We start from the raw sequence: 19,344 nt of genomic DNA on the forward strand, positions 1-19,344 counted from the left end.
CATGAAACTCAACGGCAAAAAGGTATTCATCCTCGGCTTCGGCAAAACCGGACAATCACTCCTGAACACCGCTCTGCGCCTGGGTGGACATTGTCAGGTGGCGGATACCCGCCACCTGGAAAATGCTGACACCCTCCGTACGCAATATCCCCAAGTCACTTTTCATTTCGGGGCGCTTCCTGAAAATCTGCTTCTGGACAGCGATCTGATTCTGCTCAGCCCCGGTCTTGCTCCTACCCTGCCGGCCTTGCAAAAGGCCAGAAAGGCGGGAATCACCGTCATGGGTGATATTGAATTATTTGCACTGCTAGCCTCGGCACCCATCATTGCCATCACCGGTAGTAATGGTAAAAGCACCGTTACCACGCTGGTCAGCGAAATTGCCCGAAAAGCCGGAATAATGGTTGCGACCGGTGGCAACCTGGGGACTCCGGCACTGGAGTTATTACCAGAATCTGGCCCTGAACCGGCCTGGTATATCCTCGAACTCTCCAGCTTTCAGCTGGATGCCTGTACGACTTTTCGACCCCGGGTGGCTGCCATTTTGAACCTCAGTCCCGACCATCTGGACTGGCATGGTGACTACGCGCAGTACGGGGCAGCCAAAGCCCGAATTTTTCAGAACATGAATGCCGGTGATGTCCTGGTTTTGAACGGCGAAGATGCCTTTACGTCGAGCTTGCCCGGACAAGTCCCAGACTCCGTGGCCATCCGTTGCTTTGCTGTTCATGATGAGCGCAGTGATGCCTATGTACTGAATGACCGGCTCACGCTGCGCAACAGCGGAGCCCTGCTTCCCGCAGCCGATCTGCGTATGCAGGGCGGACACAATATCGAAAACGCACTGGCCGCAGCGCTCCTGGCCGAAGCGGCCCAATTTCCACTTGCTGCCATTCAGGAAGTGTTTTGCCAGTTTTCCGGTCTCCCACACCGACTGGCCTGGGTCGCCGAATATCAGGGGGTCAATTATTACGATGATTCCAAGGGAACCAATCTGGGTGCCACGCTCAAAGCCATGAGCGGCTTATCCGGACCGTTGGTGATGATTCTCGGTGGCGATGCCAAGGGCGCGGATCTCAGTCCGTTGCAGCAAGCCTGCCGTGATCAGCGCGCCGCTGTTGTACTCGGCAAGGATGCCAAAAAAATCGCGCAAATGCTTGAAAATGTCATTCCGGTAGATTACGCCGACAGCATGCAGGATGCGGTTCTTAAAGCCGCATCCAGAGCCATGCCCGGAGATCAGGTTCTGCTTTCACCAGCCTGCGCCAGTACCGATATGTTCCGGGATTATCAGGATCGGGGGCAGCAGTTCACTGCAGCTGTCCAGAAACTGGCTGGAGGGAAATCATGAAACGTCCAAGCTGGTGGCTGGCCGAAAACGGCCCGGCAGATACCATTCTGTGGTGGATCATTCTGGTACTACTGGGTTTTGGTCTGATCATGGTGTATTCCGCCAGCGCGCCCATTGCCCAGCATGAAACCGGTAATCCGTTCTTTTTTGCCGAACGTCAGGGCCTTTATGTCATTCTGGCCGCCGCCGTATTGTACTATTTTAGCCGTATTGATCTCGACTTCTGGGAACGCATGACCTTTCCCCTCATGATCATTTCCCTGATCGCCCTGGTGATGGTGTTTTTGCCGGTCATCGGCGTTGCCGTCAACGGCTCACATCGCTGGATCAATTTCATCATTGTCCGCCTGCAGCCTTCAGAACTGCTGAAATTTGCCCTGCTCTTATTCCTCGCACGTTATGTGGTGCGCAAAGGCGAGCTCCTCGGCAAATTCAAGGAAGGACTCTGGCCGATTTTTGTGGTGCTGGGGTTGCTGGGGTTGCTGCTGTTACTACAACCCGATTTTGGCTCATTTGCGATGGTGGTACTGCTCACTGGCGTCATGTTGTTCCTGGGCGGATTACCCATTACTTACGTTCTACTGGCAGGCATTGTTGCCGGTGGCGCGTTGGGAATTCTTGCCGTATCAGCCCCCTACCGGCTTGCCCGCATCACCGCTTTCCAGAATCCCTGGGCAGATCCATACGGAGCGGGTTTTCAGTTGGTACAGTCCCTGATTGCCTTTGGCCGGGGTGGTATTTTCGGGGTCGGCCTCGGCGATGGCATCATGAAATACTTTTATCTGCCAGAATCCTATACGGATTTCATTCTGGCAGTGATCGGCGAAGAGTTGGGCATGATCGGGGTATGGGCACTGGCCATTTTCTACAGTGTGGCCTGCTGGCGTATTTATCGGATCGGACGCCGCGCTGCTGCCGCCGGAGATGCTTTTTTTGCCCTGTTCTGCTATGGCACGCTGACATGGTTCGGCGGTGAGGCGGTCATGTCCATGGGCGTCAACCTTGGCGCTCTTCCTACCAAGGGTTTTGCCCTGCCACTAATCAGTTACGGCGGTAGTGCGCTGGTATTTCTCTGTGCCTCTCTGGGTGTGGTTCTGGCTGTCAGTCGTCGTTATCCGGCGCTTTCCGCCCAACAAACAGAGCAGATGCAGAAGGAGGTACAGCATGGCTGAACGCGTCCTCATTGCTGCAGGCGGTACTGGCGGGCACGTATTTCCGGCTCTCGCGGTCGCCGACATGTTACGCGATCAGGGTGTGGAAGTGGCCTTTGCCGGAACCGTTGCCGGGATGGAGGCGCGCCTGGTCCCCGAACGCGGCTATCCCCTGCATACCATCGACATGCAAGGTGTTCGCGGAAAAGGCGTGGGACGCTGGTTGCGCATGCCCTGGCGGGTCAGCAAGGCCGTTGTTCAGGCCCGGAAAATCATTCAACAAACCCACAGCCAGGCCGTGCTGGGTATGGGCGGCTACGTGACGGCCCCCGTAGGCCTGGCGGCCTGGAGCATGGGTTGTCCACTGTGCCTGCACGAGCAGAATGCCATCGCCGGGCTGAGCAACCGTCTGCTGGCCCCCCTGGCCAAACATGTTTTTCTGGGATTTCCCGGGGCGCGCTTGCCCGGGGGTGAATGGGTCGGTAACCCGGTACGCCGCAGTATCCGCGAACTCCCCATGCCGCAGGAGCGCTTCGCCAGTCATCAGGGGCCTGCACGTTTATTGATTATGGGCGGCAGCCAGGGAGCCAAGGCGCTGAATAGCGTCAGTGTCGCCGCCATAGCAGCCATGCCCACGGAACAACACCCACAAATCTGGCACCAGACCGGCAAGGATCATTGCGAAAGCACCCGAGCCGAATATGCGGCGGCAGGTATCGACGCCCGCGTCGAGCCTTTCATCCCGGATATCAGTGTCGCGTTGGGCTGGGCGGATCTGGCACTATGCCGCGCTGGCGCTGCCACCGTCGCCGAACTGGCAGCGGCAGGGCTGGGAGCCATTCTCGTACCTTTTCCCTTTGCCGTGGATGATCATCAGGCAGCCAACGCGCAGTTTCTGGAAAGCGCTGGAGCCGCGCGAATGCTTCGCCAGGAAAACCTCCATGCCCGGGAATTGCGGGATATTCTCAGCCCCCTGCTCAACGATCCGGCTTTACGCCTGCGCTGGGCAGAAGCGGCCAGACAACAAAGCCGGGGGGATGCCGCTGCAGCCGTCGCCCGAATTTGTATGCACCCCGAAGGAGTAAGCCATGCGTAACTGGGTCAGACAGATTCATATGGTCGGAATAGGTGGCAGCGGCATGCGTGGTATTGCCGAGGTTCTGCTTAATCTTGGCTATGCTGTTTCCGGTTCTGATTTGCAGCCAGGCAGTTCGACCCTGCGCCTTACTGATCTGGGTGCGCGGATTTTCTCGGGTCACGAAGCCGCCAATGTGCGCGGCACTGATGTCGTCGTGATTTCTTCGGCCATTCCCGACAGCAATCCAGAAGTACAGGCAGCCCGGGAATCACGTATTCCCGTGATTCGGCGCGCCGAAATGCTGGCCGAGTTGATGCGCTTCAAACAGGGCATCGCCATTGCCGGAACCCACGGCAAAACGACCACAACCAGCCTGGTCGCAAGCATTCTCGGCGCAGCCGGTCTGGATCCCACTTTTGTGATTGGTGGTCGGTTGAAAAGTGCTGGCACCCATGCCGCCCTGGGCAGCGGTGAATACCTGGTGGCGGAAGCCGATGAATCGGACGCCTCCTTTTTGTATCTTGCTCCGGTCATGGCCGTCGTCACCAATATTGATGCCGACCACATGGAAACCTATGGCGACAGTCTCGATAATTTGCGCAATGCCTTTTTGCAGTTTCTGCAGCGCCTGCCTTTCTATGGTCTTGCCGTGCTCTGTACGGACGAGCCCATGGTCGCCGGCCTGATTCCGGAATTACGCACGCCGGTGCTGCGTTATGGATTCGGTGCAGATACGGACCTGCAGGCCCGTAATGTGACCGTCAGGGGAGTGGGCAGTCACTTTGAGGTCTGGCGGCGGGTGGATAATGACTATGTGCACTGGCTGGATGTAGAGCTGGGGATTCCTGGACAACACAACGTACTCAATGCCCTTGCCGCCATCGGCATTGCCAGCAAGGTCGGGGTGAGCGAACAGACCATTCGCAGTGCCCTGGCTGATTTTCGCGGGGTAGGTAGACGCTTCGAACAGGTCGGCGAGTTTACCGGCATCACCATTGTTGACGATTATGGTCACCACCCCCGCGAACTGAGCGCCACCATCAGCGCCGCCCGGGCCGTATGGCCTGATCGCCCTCTGGTAGTCGCCTTTCAACCCCATCGCTATAGCCGAACCCAGACCTTGTTTGGCGATTTTGTCCACAGTCTGGCCCAGGCCGATCTGGTCATACTCACCGATATTTACAGTGCGGGCGAAAAAGCCTTACCCGGAGTCAGCAGTCAGGCACTCAGCGCGGCCATGCGTGCCCAGGGAATAAGCGTTCACTATTTACCGGAGCTGCTCAATGCCCCCGCGCAGATTCGCGCACTACTGCCTGCGAACGCGGTGCTACTCACCATGGGCGCTGGCAGCATTGCCCGTCTGGCGGGTCAATGGGCCGAAGTATTTGCGGAGGCCACCCCATGATGCCGGTCATTGGTGGCCGCCTGCGCCTGGGAGAATCCATGCAACGCCATACCAGCTGGCGGGTTGGAGGACCGGCTGATCGCTTCTATCTACCCGGCACCCTGGAAGATCTGCAAGGATTTTTAAGACATTTTGCGGTTCCGCCGCTCACCTGGATAGGGCTGGGCAGTAATGTGTTGGTGCGCGATGCCGGACTGCGCGGGACCACCATCTGCCTCGCCAACACCCTGGATCAGATCGTTTTGGCAGAAAATGATCTGCTGCGGGTCGGCGCCGGTGCAGGTGCGGTAAAAATTGCCCATTTTGCGGCCAAGGCAGGACTTGCCGGCGCAGAGTTTCTGGCGGGTATTCCCGGCACATTGGGAGGCTGCCTGAGCATGAATGCCGGCGCCCACGGAGGCGATACCTGGAGTCTGGTGGAATGGGTGGAAGTCATTCATCCCCATGGTGAAATCCAGCGTCTTGCTCCTCAGGATTTCCAGATTGGCTATCGGGAGGTTCGCGGCCATGGTGACGCCTGCTTTGTTGCGGCCGGACTCCGCCTGATCCCCGAAGAAAGTACGGCAGTCATGCAACGCTTGCGCGCCTGGCAGGAGAAACGCGCCGCCACTCAGCCTCTCGAATGGCCCAGTTGTGGTTCGGTGTTCCGTAACCCGGCGGGGGACCACGCGGCCCGCTTGATTGAAGCGGCCGGGTTAAAGGGAAAAGCCCGTGGGCAGGCCGAAGTCAGCAGCCAGCATGCCAATTTCATCATCAACCGGGGCGATGCCCGGGCGGCTGACATTGAGGCCTTGGTGGAGGAAGTACAATCAGCGGTCCAGCAACAGTTCGGCATCCGGCTGCAAGTCGAAATGTGCATTCTGGGGGAGGTGAAGCATGGCTGAATCCATCCGCATAGCCGTCCTATACGGTGGCCCCTCGGGCGAACGCGAGGTGTCATTGCTGAGTGCTGCGGCAGTCCTTGATGCCCTGCGCAGCAGTGGCATGGAAGCACTGGGCATTGATATTGAACCAGCGCGGCTGCAACAGCAGTTGCAGGATGAACGCGTCCGTATCGCCTTCAATGTCTGCCATGGCGCCATTGGCGAGGATGGCCTCCTCCAGGCCGTCCTTGAAACCCTTGCCATTCCCTACACTGGGAGCGGCGTCTTGAGTTCGGCACTGGCCATGGACAAGTGGCGTTCCAAGCAGATCTGGAAAGCCGCCGGCCTCCCCGTAACGGAAGGAATGCTGATGCGGCAGCACGATCCGCGACCTGATCTCGCGGCAAACTTTACCTGGCCGCTTTATATCAAACCCAATCATGGTGGTTCCAGCCTCGGCGTCAGCCGGGTGAATGGGCCGGAAGAACTGGAGAAAGCCATAACGGATGCTTTTGCTCTCGAGGATGAAATTCTCTGTGAAGCGGCTGTCATTGGTCATGAAGCCACGGTCGGCATTGTCGATGGTAAAGCCCTTCCACCCATTGTCATTGAAACCCCGCACGCCTTTTATGACTACGATGCCAAATATCTTGCCGAGGATACCCGTTATCTGCTGCCTTCTGGACTGGGTGCCGGCAAAGATGCCGAACTGCAGGCCCTGGCTCTCCGGGCATTTGCCGAACTGGGTGGCAGAGATTGGGGCAGGGTCGATTTCATGATCAGTGCATCCGGGAAAATACATCTTCTGGAAATCAACAGCGTTCCCGGCATGACCAGCCACAGCCTCGTACCCATGGCCGCCAAAGCTGTGGGCATGGATTTCCCCGAATTATGCAAGACCATACTGCGTACGGCGCAGAGGAGAGTGAATCATGGTTAGTGTCATGCGTGATTATCGCCACGGACAACAGCCACAACGGCCAGCAGCCACCCTGAAGGAAAAACCCAAAGCCGCTCCCCGGACGGCACCCGTCAAGGCCGCTGCCAAAGCCCATAAGCCCCTGCCCTGGAAGCTTTATGGAAAGTTCCTTGCGGGTGGACTGAGTATCAGCATTCTCGCCTGGGGAGGATGGTCCGGATGGCAATGGCTCCAGCAACCCTCCCTGATGCCCATCAACACCCTGACCATTACCGGCAGTTCTCCCAAAATTCCTCTGGCCGAAATCAACACGGTTCTCAAGCCCTATGCGGCGCGTGGCTTTCTGTGGGCGAACCCCGAACAAATCCGCCATTCTCTGGATGCCCTGCCCTGGGTCGCCGATGCCGAGGTGCGGCGGGTCTGGCCCGACCGCCTGACGGTCAATATCAAACCCTACACGCCGGTCGCCCGCTGGCTGGGTGGTGCCGGGCAAATGGTCGATGCCCAGGGAAAAGTGTTCAGCGTTCCCCCAGCACAAGTACCCAATGGACTCCCCAATCTAGCCGGACCCGCCGATAGTGGCAGCCAACTCCTCGCGCAACTGGCGAAATTTAATTCCATTGTTGCCCCACTGGGCCTGAAGGTCGTTTCCCTTCAGGAAGACCAAAGGGGTGGATGGCGCTGCATTCTCAATAATCAGGTTCGCCTGCTGCTGGGCAGCGAGGACGTGATACCCGCTTTAAAACGCTGGGTGGCCATTGCCCCCCAGGTCAAGGAATACCTGGTAGCCGGAGCCACAATGGATCTTCGCTATACCAATGGTTTTGCGGTCGCCATGCCCTCAGCGACCACCGTCAACAGTCAGTAACGGATCCCGGATCCGAAGGAGAGAAAGCAAATGAAACGTGGACATCAGGAACTCATCGTCGGCCTGGATATTGGTACTTCCAAAGTGGCCTGTATTGTTGCGCAGTCCAAAGGTGGTCGTGAAGCAGAAATCATCGGTGTTGGTCAGCACCCCTCCCGGGGCTTGAAAAAAGGCGTTGTCGTGGATATTGAATCCACGGTTCAGGCTATCACCCGTGCCGTGCAGGAAGCCGAGCTCATGGCCGGTGTGCAGATTCATGGCGCGGTAGTCGGCATCGCCGGCGGACATATTCGCGGCTACAACAGCCACGGTATTGTCGCCATCAAAAACAAGGAAGTCAGCAATGATGATGTAGGTCGGGTCATGGACGCGGCGCGCGCCATCGTGATCCCGCAGGATCAGAACGTCATTCATATTCTGCCCCAGGAATTCATGATTGACAGCCAGGAAGGGGTTCGCGAACCGGTCGGCATGTCGGGAGTACGCCTGGAAGCCCGGGTACATATTGTTACGGGTGCTGTCAGTGCCGCCCAGAATATCGCCAAATGTGTGGAACGTTGCGGACTGCAAGTCCAGGATCTGGTCCTCGAACAGCTGGCCTCGGCAGACGCCGTGCTTACCCAGGACGAGAAAGAGCTGGGTGTTTGTCTGGTGGATATTGGTGGCGGGACTACCGATATCGCCATTTTCCGCGATGGGGCCGTCCGCCATACGGCCGTCATTCCCATCGCCGGAGATCAGGTGACCAATGACATTGCCCTGGGTCTTCGCACCCCACCCGTCGAAGCTGAGCAAATCAAGAAATTATACGGTTGCGCTCTGGGTGATCTCATTCAGCAGGATGATGAAATCTCGGTCCCCAGCGTCGGCACCCGCCCGCCCCGCACCATTTCCCGGCGCATTCTCGGTGACATCATTGAGCCCCGCATCAAGGAATTGTTTGAACTCATCCAGGCAGAACTAAGACGCACCGGCTATGAAGATTTGATTGCCGCTGGCGTCGTCATTACCGGCGGTTCCAGCCGTCTGGAAGGCATTGCCGAACTGGCAGAAGAAATCCTTCACCTGCCGGTTCGCGTCGGTGAACCCATGCATTTGCCGGGGATGGAAAACGTGGTTCGGGTACCTGGACATGCCACGGGCGTAGGCTTGGTCATGTACGGATTACATAATCAACCCGCCGGACAAGGCGAAGCCGCCGTTGTCGTCCAGCCCAGGGCGGCCTATGAAGATCAGGGCCAGGGACATGCCGGCATGGACACCAGCTTTGGCGGTGTTTTCCGGAAAATGCGCAACTGGGTCCAGACCAGCTTCGGCTGATCCCCACCAACACTCATACTTAACGAATCAGGAGAAATATCATGTATGAATTGAACGAATGCGAACAGGACGGCGCCGTCATCAAGGTCATCGGCGTCGGCGGTGGTGGTGGTAACGCCATCAACAACATGTGCGGAGCGGGTCTGGAAGGGGTGGAATTCATCACCGCCAATACGGATGCCCAGGCTTTACGTCACTCACAGGCCAGCCGCACCATTCAGCTGGGTGCGCAGATTACCCGTGGTCTGGGCGCCGGGGCTGATCCGGAAGTCGGCCGCAAGGCAGCGGAAGAAGGTCGCGATGATATTCGTGCAGCCCTCGAAAAAGCGGATATGGTATTCATCACTACCGGCATGGGTGGCGGAACCGGTACGGGTGCTGCTCCTGTTGTTGCTGCCATTGCCCGGGATATGGGCATTCTGACGGTTGGTGTGGTAACCAAACCCTTCAATTTTGAAGGCAAAAAACGCCAGCAGCATGCACTTTCCGGTATCGACGAACTTTCCCAGCATGTCGATTCTCTGGTCATTATTCCCAATGAGAAGCTGCTGGCCGTTCTGGGCACATCCATCAGTCTCAAGGATGCCTATCAGGCAGCGGACAACATTTTGTTGGGCGCGGTGCAGGGTATCTCCGAGCTGGTCACCCGTCCCGGCCTGATGAACCTGGATTTTGCCGATGTGCGTACGGTCATGTCAGGCATGGGTCTGGCGATGATGGGTGCCGCCAGTGGCAAGGGTGAAAACCGCGCCAGAGATGCAGCGACCCGCGCCGCATCTAGCCCGTTACTGGACGACATCAACCTCTCCGGGGCACGCGGTATTCTCGTCAACATCACGGCAGGTATGGACCTGACCCTGGGCGAATTCCAGGAAGTCGGCGAGCTGATTCGCGGTTATGCAGCAGATGACGCCAATGTGAAGGTCGGTACAGTGCTGGATCCTGACCTGGATGGGGAGTTACGCGTCACTGTAGTGGCTACGGGTTTGCAACGCGAACCTGTACGTTTGGCCGTGGAGAACATCCGGGGTCGTGGGGCTGCCAGTGCCGGCAATCCGAGCACCCCTTCCGACTGGCGCAATCTCGACATACCCGTGGGTATGCGTCATAACGAACGTCCGGCACCAGCTTCAACCTCTAACCGTAGCTCCGGGGTTCAGGATTTTGCCGATTTGGATATACCTGCCTTTCTGCGCCGCCAGGCTGACTAAGGTCGGTACCGCCGGGTCAGCGCAATAACGGCGCCTGACCCGGACGACAGCGCTCCTGACTAGGCCGTGGCCCCTTGGCTGCGGCTGTTCTTACCAACTCGTCTTGATCGGCAAGCAGCCCGGCGCGCTGAATGTCCGTCAGCAGGGGATTTCGGGCAATGGCATAACGCACATTGGGATCCCTATCCGCACAAAACTCCGCCACCTGTTCCGCTGATAAATCCGGTCTTTTCGCAATGCACAAGCGGATCACGTAGTCGTCATCCCGAGCCAATGCAGCTACTTCTCCGGGCAGCAAATCCACGCGTCTGGCAAAGTAACAGCGCGTCTGTACCCACTGCTCCCTCAGCAGGAAGGGACGATAGTGACCGGGCAGTTCAGGACTCAGTGCCCATTTCAACCTTTCCTCCAGGCTCATACTCCGCCAGGACGCATCTGACATACTTAAACGTCCTGATGTCAGCCAGCGGCCATATGCCCGGATGCTTCGCGGTTTGCACTGGACATGGCCTTACGATAACGGCTTAGATCCTTGGCACTCTGGATGGGAATTTCAAGCAGAGTGGAAAGATTGCGCAAAATGCCGTTGATGACCTTGCCTTCCCAGATGGCATCAAAATGAATCTGGGTATCCAGCCATTGCTCCAGCCAGCCCGGATCCGGCAGGTGACTCTGGACACTATCCTCAGGGTACATCTCTTTATTCACATGCAAGTTGGTCGGATGCAAAGCCTTTGCTGTCTTGGTATTGGCCATCAATACGCCAATTTTAGCGAAAGCCAGACGCGCCGAGTCTCCCAGGCGCTCAATGGCCCGGCGCATATATTTCAGATAAATGCCCGCGTGCCGCGCTTCATCTTTGGACAGCACTTCGTAAATGGAACGAATGACCGGCTCGCTGTGCCACTGCGCCGCGCATTTGTACCAATGCGTCAAACGAATTTCCCCACAAAAATGGAGCATCAGGGTTTCCATGGCAGGGGCAGGATCAAATTCAAATCGCACCTTGTGCAGCTCTTCCTCAGTCGGGAGATATTCGGGGGCAAAGCGGCGCAGGTATTCCATCAAGACCAGCGCGTGCTTCTGTTCTTCATAAAACCAGATGGACATGAATGCCGAAAAATCAGAATCATCGCGATTATCACGCAAAAACATTTCCGTCGCCGGCAGCGCCGACCACTCGGTCACAGCATTCATCTTAATGGTGCGCAGCTGCTCTTCACTCACCAGACTCCGATCAAACTGATCCCAGGGAATATCTGTCGCCATATTCCAACGCGCGGCCTCCAGGGATTTAAATAATTCAGGGTATAACATGGCAAAGCCACCTCTCTCCGGCGTCGTCAATCACAATAGGTCGCAGCGACCTGTCTGGGCTGCACCATACTGCCAGCAACCCCTATGAACTATATATTGGGTGTATTCTACGTCAAATCAACGCGTGGGGCGATGCCTGCGAAAAATCATGAGGCGCTGATGTAGTGCTTCGACCTAGATTTATGCGCGCATTTGCGGCAGACTTCAGTTTATTCTTGATGTTACGCGGAAGCCATGGCTGTATCTAATCCTCACATATTGGTACTGCACGGACCGAACCTGAACCTTCTGGGTCAGCGTGAACCGGCACACTACGGCCACAGTACCCTGGCCGACATAGACGCCAAACTGGTAGCCATGGCCAATGCCTGGGGTTGGGCCTTGAGCAGCTTGCAAAGCAATGCCGAGCATCAATTGATAGATGCCGTGCAGCTTGCACCCAAGCAGGGTGTCACCAACATCATCATCAATCCTGCTGCGTTTACCCACACCAGCGTGGCCCTGCGGGATGCCCTGAGTGCCGTGGCGATTCCGTTCATTGAGGTACATTTGTCCAACATTCATGCGCGGGAACCCTTCCGTCAGTATTCCTACTTTTCCGACATGGCCCAAGGGGTCATCGCCGGATTGGGTGCTGATGGCTACTTCCTCGCGCTGGAAGCCATTTACCGGCGTTTTTCACGCCCCGACTAAACGCATAATAAGGAAAAGTATGGATATCCAATTCATTCGTCGCCTTGCCGAATTACTTGAAAAAAGCGCTATTGACGAAATTGAAGTTGTGGAAGGTGAAAGTAAGGTGCGTATTACCCGACATGCAGCGCCCGTCGCCCCGCAAAATGTGACCTATCACACTCAGCCAGCCCCGCTGCCAACACCGGCTGCAGAAGTAACTCGGCCTCCTGAAGCCACTGCAGCACCTGAAACCGCCCCCCAGGGCTACATGATCAAGTCCCCCATGGTCGGCACCTTTTATCGGGCTGCTTCACCGGAAGCTGCGCCTTTTGTTGAAGAAGGCAGCACCGTCAAGGCTGGTCAGACACTTTGCATTATCGAAGCCATGAAATTGCTGAATGAAATTGAGGCGGATGTCTCCGGCAAAATCATCAAGGTGCTGGCCAGTAACGGCCAGCCCGTAGAATACGGTGAACCACTCTTTATTATTGCACCAGAGGATTGATATGTTTGAGAAAATCCTCATCGCCAACCGGGGCGAAATTGCCCTGCGCATTCAGCGTGCCTGTCGTGAGCTGGGTATCCGCACGGTGGCTGTACATTCCGAACCCGACCGTGACCTGATGCACGTCAAGCTGGCCGATGAATCAGTCTGTATCGGCCCCGCTCCCAGTGATCAAAGCTATTTGAATGTCCCGGCGGTCATTGCTGCCGCAGAAGTTACCGACGCCGAAGCCATTCATCCCGGCTACGGATTTTTATCGGAAAATGCCGATTTCGCAGAAAGGGTGGAAAACAGCGGTTTTGCATTTATTGGTCCCCGTGCAGAAACCATTCGCCTGATGGGAGACAAAATCGCGGCCAAGGCCGCCATGATCAAGGCCGGCGTACCCTGCGTTCCCGGGTCTGATGGTCCCCTACCCGATGACAATGAAGCCCTCAAAAAACTGGCGAAGGAAATCGGTTATCCGGTCATTCTCAAGGCTGCCGGTGGCGGTGGCGGACGCGGCATGCGCGTTGTCCACACCGAGGCACATTTGATAAACGCCGCCAACCTGACTCGGGCAGAAGCGGGCAAGGCTTTTGGCAATCCGACCCTGTACATGGAAAAATTTCTGGAAACCCCCCGCCATATTGAATTCCAGGTGCTCTGCGATGCGCACGGCCATTGCGTACACCTCGGCGAACGGGACTGCTCCGTACAACGGCGTCACCAAAAGGTCGTCGAGGAAGCACCGGCTCCAGGCATTACCGATAAACAACGCGCCGAAATTGGTGCAGCAGTGGTCAAAGCCTGTTCAGACATGGGCTATCGCGGTGCCGGAACCATTGAGTTTCTTTACGACCCCGGCAGTAAAACCTTTTACTTTATCGAGATGAACACCCGCGTTCAGGTAGAGCATCCAGTGACTGAAATGATTACTGGTGTGGACATTGTCAAAGCGCAGATTCTGATTGCGGCAGGCAAGCCTCTCCCTTTCCGGCAGGAAGATGTCCGCTTGCAGGGACATGCCATTGAATGCCGTATCAACGCTGAGGATCCTGAAAAATTCATGCCCTCACCCGGGCAAATCACGGCATGGCACCCACCCGGCGGTCCGGGGATTCGGGTAGACAGCCATATATATGCCGGTTATCGGGTACCGCCTTTCTATGATTCCATGATCGGCAAAATCATCGCCTATGGAAATGATCGGGAAGAAGCCCAGATGCGCATGCGCAGCGCTCTGCGGGAAACCAGCATTGAAGGCATCCAGACCAACATTCTTCTGCATCGCCGCATTCTTGAAGAAGCCCAATATGCAGCCGGTGAAGTGAACATCCATTATCTGGAGGCACTGCTCGCGCTATGAACATTGCGTGGTGGCAACTGAGCCTTCAGGTTCCGGCCGACTCTGCCGCAAAGGTGGAAACACAATTGCAGGAGGCAGGTGCTGAAGCCATCACTTTTTTGGAGCTGGATACCAGCGAAGCACTTTTTATTGAAGGAGAGCTCTGGCAGAAAAGTCAGTGTCAGGCGCTTTTTGCTGCCGAAAACCATAGCGAAGCCAGTATTCATGCCTTAGTAAACATGGCCGGTTGGCAAAACTACGGAGCCTCTGTCCATGCTTTGGAAGATCAGGATTGGGTATCCAGTACCCAGGCACAATTTCCGGCCCGTCAGTTTGGAAAACTCTGGGTGGTTCCCAGCTGGGATCAAGCACCACAAGATACCCGCTACGAACTGCACCTCGACCCCGGCCAGGCCTTTGGTACCGGGGCGCATCCCACTACTTCGCGTTGCCTGCATTTTCTGGAAAGCCACATTCAAGGTGGCGAGTGTATTGTGGATTATGGCTGCGGCTCAGGTATTCTCGCTATTGCTGCTTTGCTTTTGGGTGCGAAAGAAGCTTATGGAGTCGATACCGACTCTATTGCGCTGCGAGTGGCCATGAGCAACGCCCAACGCAATGGTGTCGCGGAGCGACTGCGACTGTCCCTGCCGGAAGCAACACCACTGCCCTTGGCGGATATTCTGGTTGCCAACATTCTGGCTGGGCCCCTGCTCAGTCTTGCCCCGACGCTGGCTGCATTGACCAGGCCAGGAGGGTGGATTGCCCTCTCCGGCATTCTCCACAGCCAGGAAACCGGCATTCAAAATGCCTACGCACCCTATTTTAATTTAGCCGCCCCGCAACATGAAGAAGACTGGTCCCTGCTGTATGGCCAGCGAAAATCCGGAGACTGAACCATGGAAATAACCTGCCCGCGTTGCGAGTCCACTTTCAGCGTGGAAGCAAAGGCCCTGCAACAACATCACTATCAAGTGAAATGTGGCGTCTGCCAGCACGTCTTCCAGGTAAACCCGGACGACGAAACCAGTGCAGCCGGCGCCCATCTGGGGCAACGTCTGGGCCGTTATTTACTCCTGTTGATTATTTTCCTGTTGATTTTGGCGCTGATTGGACAAATCCTCTGGTCAACGGGCGTCTATAGTTATGCAGCCAACAGTGCGCCCATCCGCCGTGCCATGATCCAGAGTGCCAACACATTAGGTACACAGATTTCCTGGCCGGGACCCAATAGGGAAATGCGCATTGTCGATAGCCATGTCACAGCGCTGGATAATCACTTGGCTGAAATTACCGGAAAAATGGAGAATCTGGCGGGGCACGTGCAGGCATACCCGGTCATCCAGGTCACTCTGAGTAATGTTTACGGTGCACCCATTGCCCATCTGCAATTCACGCCTAAAGAATATCTGGCAAAGCCGGAAGAGAGCATCTCCGGATTTTTATCCCATACACCCGTTCAGTTCTCCATCAAGAGTCCGAAACTGATTGCCGCTGCAGGCTATCAGGTCACTCTGCTCAGTCAACCCTGAGGAGCAGGATCATGGCAACAGAATCAATGACTCTGAGTGACTGCGTGGTCATGATCGTGGATCGTTATCTGGACGATCTGCAGGGCGAAGCGCCAAAAAACCTGCATACTCAGGTTATTGAACAGGTGGAATGTGCCCTGCTCGAACACACCCTGAAGAAATGTGACGGACAACGGGGTACGGCTGCCCAATGGCTGGGTATCAATCGCAATACCTTGCGAAAAAAACTGCAAAACTACGGGCTGGACACCTGAATAAGCTGTGGAGAGACCGAAACCGGAGTGGGCATATGATCAATGACACCCAGGCTTGGGCCAGAGCTGCTGCCATTGAGATAACGCTGGTAATAAGCCAACACCCGAGGTACATAGGCCTGGGTTTCAGCAAAGGGAGGGATGTGATAACCCGCCTGAATAACCGCACCGGAACCGGCATTATAGGCGGCCACGGCCAGTTTCAGATCACCGCTGAACTTACGCAGCAGATGGGCCAGATAAGCAGTGCCACCATTGATGTTTTCGGCCGGACTGAAAGAGTTGGAAACCCCGAAACGGGCCGCTGTGGCCGGAATTAACTGCATCAGACCAATGGCTCCCTTGGGTGAAACCGCACCGGCGTTATAACCAGACTCGGCAGAAATGACGGCATTGACCAAAGCCGGACTCACCCCGTAGCGGCTGGCCGCCGCGTGAATCAGCGACTGATATTGCTGTTTGGCTACCCGGTTGAAGTCGGCGCGAGCCGTAGCTACCGGCATTTTCGGGGTGCGCATGACCATGTGATACGCGCTGTTTCCAGCCGGAACATTGGTCAGATGCACGACCCCATGGCTATCTGTATAGGCGTAGATATTTGCCTCGGCCGCCCCCGCAATCAGGAGCAACAGCAGTCCACAGAAACCCGCCTGAATTTTCATTTGATGACCCGCAATGAAGGTCTCTCTGGTTTTTCCTGAACCTCAGCAGCACGCGCTACACGATCTTCAGGTTCGGATCCTGGAGGCGGGGCCTCAGGCAGCTCTGGCTCCGCAAAACCCATACCCTCCTGGGTTTCTGCTGCATAAATAGCCACCACGGCCGCCATAGGTACATCCACCGTTCGCGCCACACCACCAAAGCGCGCATTAAAGCTGATCCAACCATCAGCCATGTTGAGGTTGTGGCAAGCATTCGGGGAAATATCCAGTATCATGCGCCCGTCTTTTTCATAACCGCTGGGAACCGCCACCCCCGGATAGGCAACCACCACCAGAATATATGGCGTATGACCCTGGTCAACACACCATTGATAAACACTATTCAGCAAATAAGGCTTGGCACTTTCAGGCAACAAGTTGCATTCTCCATTAATTCCGGGTCTGGATGACTATCTTCCAGATGAGTCACTAGGGATATATAGCCGAATTTTCAGAATCCTCAAGCTGTCATCATCAGTGGTGATGTTCAATCGTACTTGTGCAAGGCAAAGCAACTGCTTCTATTTCAACCAAGAGGTCGCGTCGGCATATGTCCGCCTGGATAATCAGGCAATTTACCTCTTTACCGACTATCTGATCCATTTCCTCGCGAAACATCCAAAGATCAGCACCATTCCGCAAATAAGCCTTGAATTGCAAGTTGGCAAGTTCCCAGTCAACGCCATGGGAACAGCTGACCTCATGGAGCAGTGCCTCTATGTTTCGCATGGTCTCGCGGATTTGTTCACGACAATTATCGGGGTGCATACTTTGGTGACCCACAATACTTGCTGTGCCCGATATAAACAGGGTCGGTCCATCCAGATCAATCAGGCTGGCACGAGAAAAGGTAGGCGGGCAGGGTCCATAATTTTGAGGATAATCATAAGCTCGAATTTGACGAGGATTTTCAATGGCCAGTGGCGCATGATGCGAAGCCAGTGCAAACAGTGCCAATGGGGTATTGCGCTGCGCGCCCAGCGCGCTGGCCGCTGGTGGTGCAACATCAATTACTGACCAGTTGCCGGCCATAAAAGCTTCTAGTCTACCTATATTGAACTGTCGGTAACGTTCAAGGCCAGTCGAATCATCGTTTATATCACCAATGTGGTTCCAGACTCTCAGCAGATGCGGATAGCCAAGAGCAGTTATTTCGGCAAGCAATGCGCAGTAGGCATCTCGTGTAGCGTCATGCAAACATTGTTCAGCATTACCGATTTCCACCGTCAGAAACAGTAAGGATTCATTGGCTCTCCAGGAAATTGGCCCGTGACTCCCCGCCCGCACTTTTTGCTGTGACCTCCAGAGTTCACAAATACCATCGCCATGACCCAAAACCGGGACGTTGACTAAAGAAACGGGGATTTCGAGCTCTCTGAGTCCCGTGTGAACTTGATTTGGACCATAATGCACAATACCCAGCACATGAGACAGATATTCTTTGGGTTGACGCAGCAAAATTTCAGTACTGATCCATTCAAGTTGCAGCGGCTCATTCATACATAACAAATCCTTCAAGGCAAGTAGTACCAGTTAAAAATGACACAAGCGCGCGCGTGATGACTCCTCCTCAAAAATCAGCACGGCCCAGAACAGGATCATCCACAATGATCTTGGAATCAGGATGCTTGACGTTGGGAAAAGCTTGCAGAGAACAACAGGGCTAGAAAAACTCCTGGAGCAACAGTGGCACCTATGGCCTGAAGAACAGGCACCCCGGAAAAAGCGAGTGGCGCGAATCCCATAATGGTAGCAGTATTGGCAATAACCAGAGAGGCGAGTGTACACGAAGCAATTCCCCCCTGACCATGCCTATCGGCCTGATCAAAAAATATTGCATAGTTTGACCCGATGGCAACAATCAGCATCAGCCCAATTAGATTCATGATATTAAGTTCATATCCGCACAAGACAAATCCTGCAGATACGCTCAGTACAGCGGCTGTTAGCGGTAACATTATTCTAAAAACCCGAACTGGGGAACGTAATAAAAACAATAAAAGCACCACGATAAGAACCACACCGGCTAATGACAGTTTAATCACATTGGAGAGATAACCTTTATACAATTGATCTGATGAGTCGGATAAATCAATGAGCATGGCGTCTTTGATATGTTGCCGGGCAAGGCTGCTACGTATGCGCTGGGTATTCACAATCCCTGATGCAGGTGCCTTGATCGGCAAAATGGCCTGCCATCCTTTCCCATGGTGAACAAGCATGCTGTTAACCACCATACCAATGCTGGTGCCATGCAGATCGGCAAGTTTTAAGGGGGCACATGTACGTTGTATTTCAGCCTCGTGGATAAAGGGTGTAAAAAGGGAGGCTTTTACCGGCAGGCCTGTTAAAGCCTCATGCAATCGCTTTGCCAATTGCGTTTGCGGTGGAATTGCTGCTTGCCGCTCTTGTTGCATGGTAATGCTTGGGAGATATCTAACAGGGCTTTCATAACTTGCAATCACATCATTTTCAACCAGGCCCTGTAAGGCAATTCCAGCCTTTTCAGCTGTCAACAACGTGGCGTTAATCGTGGGCCCTGAAACAACAACCAGATAACCGCTTCCAGATACCCCCAAATCAGCGCGCAGTCGTGCATAAAGTTTTTGCTCAGCCGCCGGAACCGGACTCAGAGCAGATGGTTTATAATCCCAGATGGTTCCTCGCTGTTTTAAGTGGGTAGCTTGAGATCCAGCTTACCCAGTACGAGGTAAGCCATGTTAATAAAATTCTTGTGGGTGCGATAGCCCCGTGCCCTGGATTTGGCGGACTGGAGCAGACTGTTGAAACCTTCCAGAGTGCCGTTACTCAGATGGCTCTCGAACCAACGTAGAATGCCGTCCCAGTGGTTCTGCATGGTATAGGCG

The 19,344-nt window shown here is 55.3% G+C and carries 22 protein-coding genes; 15 read left to right on the forward strand and 7 right to left on the reverse strand.

Annotation, left to right across the window (positions count from 1 at the left end; genetic code table 11):
* Position 1: 1 nt before the first annotated feature.
* The 9 genes from murD to ftsZ are packed head-to-tail and all read left to right on the forward strand — an operon-like array spanning position 2 to position 10,166.
* Positions 2–1,351: a UDP-N-acetylmuramoyl-L-alanine--D-glutamate ligase gene (murD, locus tag H7F08_RS05475; protein WP_031569556.1), complete on the forward strand. Its 1,350-nt coding sequence runs from the start codon at positions 2–4 to the stop codon at positions 1,349–1,351.
* Positions 1,348–2,523 (forward strand): putative lipid II flippase FtsW, encoded by a 1,176-nt coding sequence (gene ftsW / locus H7F08_RS05480; RefSeq protein WP_031569558.1) that lies wholly within the window; start codon positions 1,348–1,350, stop codon positions 2,521–2,523. Before murD ends, ftsW begins: the two co-directional genes overlap by 4 nt.
* Positions 2,516–3,598: an undecaprenyldiphospho-muramoylpentapeptide beta-N-acetylglucosaminyltransferase gene (gene murG, locus H7F08_RS05485; RefSeq protein WP_193640050.1), complete on the forward strand. Its 1,083-nt coding sequence runs from the start codon at positions 2,516–2,518 to the stop codon at positions 3,596–3,598. Before ftsW ends, murG begins: the two co-directional genes overlap by 8 nt.
* Complete coding sequence (gene murC / locus H7F08_RS05490) at positions 3,591–4,985, forward strand: UDP-N-acetylmuramate--L-alanine ligase (RefSeq protein WP_193640051.1); 1,395 nt, start codon at positions 3,591–3,593, stop codon at positions 4,983–4,985. Before murG ends, murC begins: the two co-directional genes overlap by 8 nt.
* A complete protein-coding gene (murB, locus tag H7F08_RS05495; protein ID WP_031569564.1) occupies positions 4,982–5,869 on the forward strand; it encodes a UDP-N-acetylmuramate dehydrogenase in 888 nt (295 codons plus the stop codon). Before murC ends, murB begins: the two co-directional genes overlap by 4 nt.
* Positions 5,862–6,788: a D-alanine--D-alanine ligase gene (locus H7F08_RS05500; protein ID WP_031569566.1), complete on the forward strand. Its 927-nt coding sequence runs from the start codon at positions 5,862–5,864 to the stop codon at positions 6,786–6,788. Before murB ends, H7F08_RS05500 begins: the two co-directional genes overlap by 8 nt.
* Positions 6,781–7,635 carry a cell division protein FtsQ/DivIB gene (locus H7F08_RS05505; protein ID WP_031569568.1) on the forward strand — a complete coding sequence of 285 codons (855 nt, stop codon included), beginning with the start codon at positions 6,781–6,783 and terminating at the stop codon, positions 7,633–7,635. Before H7F08_RS05500 ends, H7F08_RS05505 begins: the two co-directional genes overlap by 8 nt.
* A 30-nt stretch (positions 7,636–7,665) precedes the next feature.
* Entirely contained in the window at positions 7,666–8,955 is a 1,290-nt protein-coding gene (ftsA, locus tag H7F08_RS05510; protein ID WP_031569570.1) for a cell division protein FtsA, read from the forward strand.
* A 41-nt stretch (positions 8,956–8,996) separates the two neighbouring features.
* Positions 8,997–10,166: a cell division protein FtsZ gene (gene ftsZ / locus H7F08_RS05515; protein WP_010641217.1), complete on the forward strand. Its 1,170-nt coding sequence runs from the start codon at positions 8,997–8,999 to the stop codon at positions 10,164–10,166.
* A gap of 16 nt (positions 10,167–10,182) precedes the next feature.
* Here the strand turns inward: ftsZ and H7F08_RS05520 are convergent, their stop codons facing one another.
* Together H7F08_RS05520 and H7F08_RS05525 are read right to left on the reverse strand one after the other, a co-directional pair.
* On the reverse strand, positions 10,183–10,566 hold the full coding sequence (locus H7F08_RS05520) for a hypothetical protein (RefSeq protein ID WP_226831455.1): 384 nt from the start codon (positions 10,564–10,566) through the stop codon (positions 10,183–10,185).
* Between the two features lie 59 nt (positions 10,567–10,625).
* Complete coding sequence (locus H7F08_RS05525; protein ID WP_142089289.1) at positions 10,626–11,483, reverse strand: diiron oxygenase; 858 nt, start codon at positions 11,481–11,483, stop codon at positions 10,626–10,628.
* A gap of 234 nt (positions 11,484–11,717) precedes the next feature.
* Between H7F08_RS05525 and aroQ the strand changes: the two genes are divergently transcribed.
* Genes aroQ through H7F08_RS05555 form a run of 6 tightly spaced genes read left to right on the forward strand, consistent with a single transcriptional unit; the run spans position 11,718 to position 15,776 of the window.
* The gene (aroQ, locus tag H7F08_RS05530) at positions 11,718–12,176 is read left to right on the forward strand and encodes a type II 3-dehydroquinate dehydratase (RefSeq protein WP_010641211.1); all 459 of its coding nucleotides are present in this window, start codon (positions 11,718–11,720) and stop codon (positions 12,174–12,176) included.
* A 19-nt stretch (positions 12,177–12,195) separates the two neighbouring features.
* Positions 12,196–12,663: an acetyl-CoA carboxylase biotin carboxyl carrier protein gene (accB, locus tag H7F08_RS05535; RefSeq protein WP_024893330.1), complete on the forward strand. Its 468-nt coding sequence runs from the start codon at positions 12,196–12,198 to the stop codon at positions 12,661–12,663.
* A 1-nt stretch (position 12,664) separates the two neighbouring features.
* Positions 12,665–14,011, forward strand: a complete 1,347-nt coding sequence (gene accC, locus H7F08_RS05540; RefSeq protein ID WP_010641208.1) for an acetyl-CoA carboxylase biotin carboxylase subunit — start codon at positions 12,665–12,667, stop codon at positions 14,009–14,011.
* On the forward strand, positions 14,008–14,886 hold the full coding sequence (gene prmA / locus H7F08_RS05545) for a 50S ribosomal protein L11 methyltransferase (RefSeq protein ID WP_024893328.1): 879 nt from the start codon (positions 14,008–14,010) through the stop codon (positions 14,884–14,886). The genes accC and prmA overlap by 4 nt, the downstream gene beginning before the upstream one ends.
* A gap of 3 nt (positions 14,887–14,889) precedes the next feature.
* Positions 14,890–15,522, forward strand: coding sequence for a zinc-ribbon and DUF3426 domain-containing protein (locus tag H7F08_RS05550; RefSeq protein WP_024893327.1), 633 nt, complete (start codon positions 14,890–14,892; stop codon positions 15,520–15,522).
* 11 nt (positions 15,523–15,533) lie between these two features.
* Positions 15,534–15,776: a helix-turn-helix domain-containing protein gene (locus H7F08_RS05555; RefSeq protein ID WP_010641203.1), complete on the forward strand. Its 243-nt coding sequence runs from the start codon at positions 15,534–15,536 to the stop codon at positions 15,774–15,776.
* On the opposite strand, the gene H7F08_RS05560 is transcribed toward H7F08_RS05555, so the two are convergent.
* From H7F08_RS05560 to H7F08_RS05580, 5 genes are all read right to left on the reverse strand, one after another.
* Positions 15,758–16,438, reverse strand: coding sequence for a transglycosylase SLT domain-containing protein (locus H7F08_RS05560; protein WP_010641202.1), 681 nt, complete (start codon positions 16,436–16,438; stop codon positions 15,758–15,760). The genes H7F08_RS05555 and H7F08_RS05560 overlap by 19 nt on opposite strands.
* Complete coding sequence (locus H7F08_RS05565; RefSeq protein WP_024893326.1) at positions 16,435–16,854, reverse strand: ClpXP protease specificity-enhancing factor; 420 nt, start codon at positions 16,852–16,854, stop codon at positions 16,435–16,437. The genes H7F08_RS05560 and H7F08_RS05565 overlap by 4 nt, the downstream gene beginning before the upstream one ends.
* 97 nt (positions 16,855–16,951) lie before the next feature.
* Entirely contained in the window at positions 16,952–17,977 is a 1,026-nt protein-coding gene (locus H7F08_RS05570) for a hypothetical protein (protein WP_024893325.1), read from the reverse strand.
* Positions 17,978–18,096: 119 nt separating this feature from the next.
* Positions 18,097–19,056, reverse strand: a complete 960-nt coding sequence (locus tag H7F08_RS05575; RefSeq protein WP_227487815.1) for an MMPL family transporter — start codon at positions 19,054–19,056, stop codon at positions 18,097–18,099.
* A 92-nt stretch (positions 19,057–19,148) separates the two neighbouring features.
* Positions 19,149–19,344 (reverse strand): transposase (locus tag H7F08_RS05580; protein WP_193640053.1); only part of this gene is annotated, 196 nt, incomplete at its 5' end.

Origin of the sequence: Acidithiobacillus sp. HP-11 (assembly GCF_015100075.1) — a bacterium.
In the GTDB taxonomy this organism is placed as follows: Bacteria; Pseudomonadota; Gammaproteobacteria; order Acidithiobacillales; family Acidithiobacillaceae; genus Acidithiobacillus; species Acidithiobacillus thiooxidans.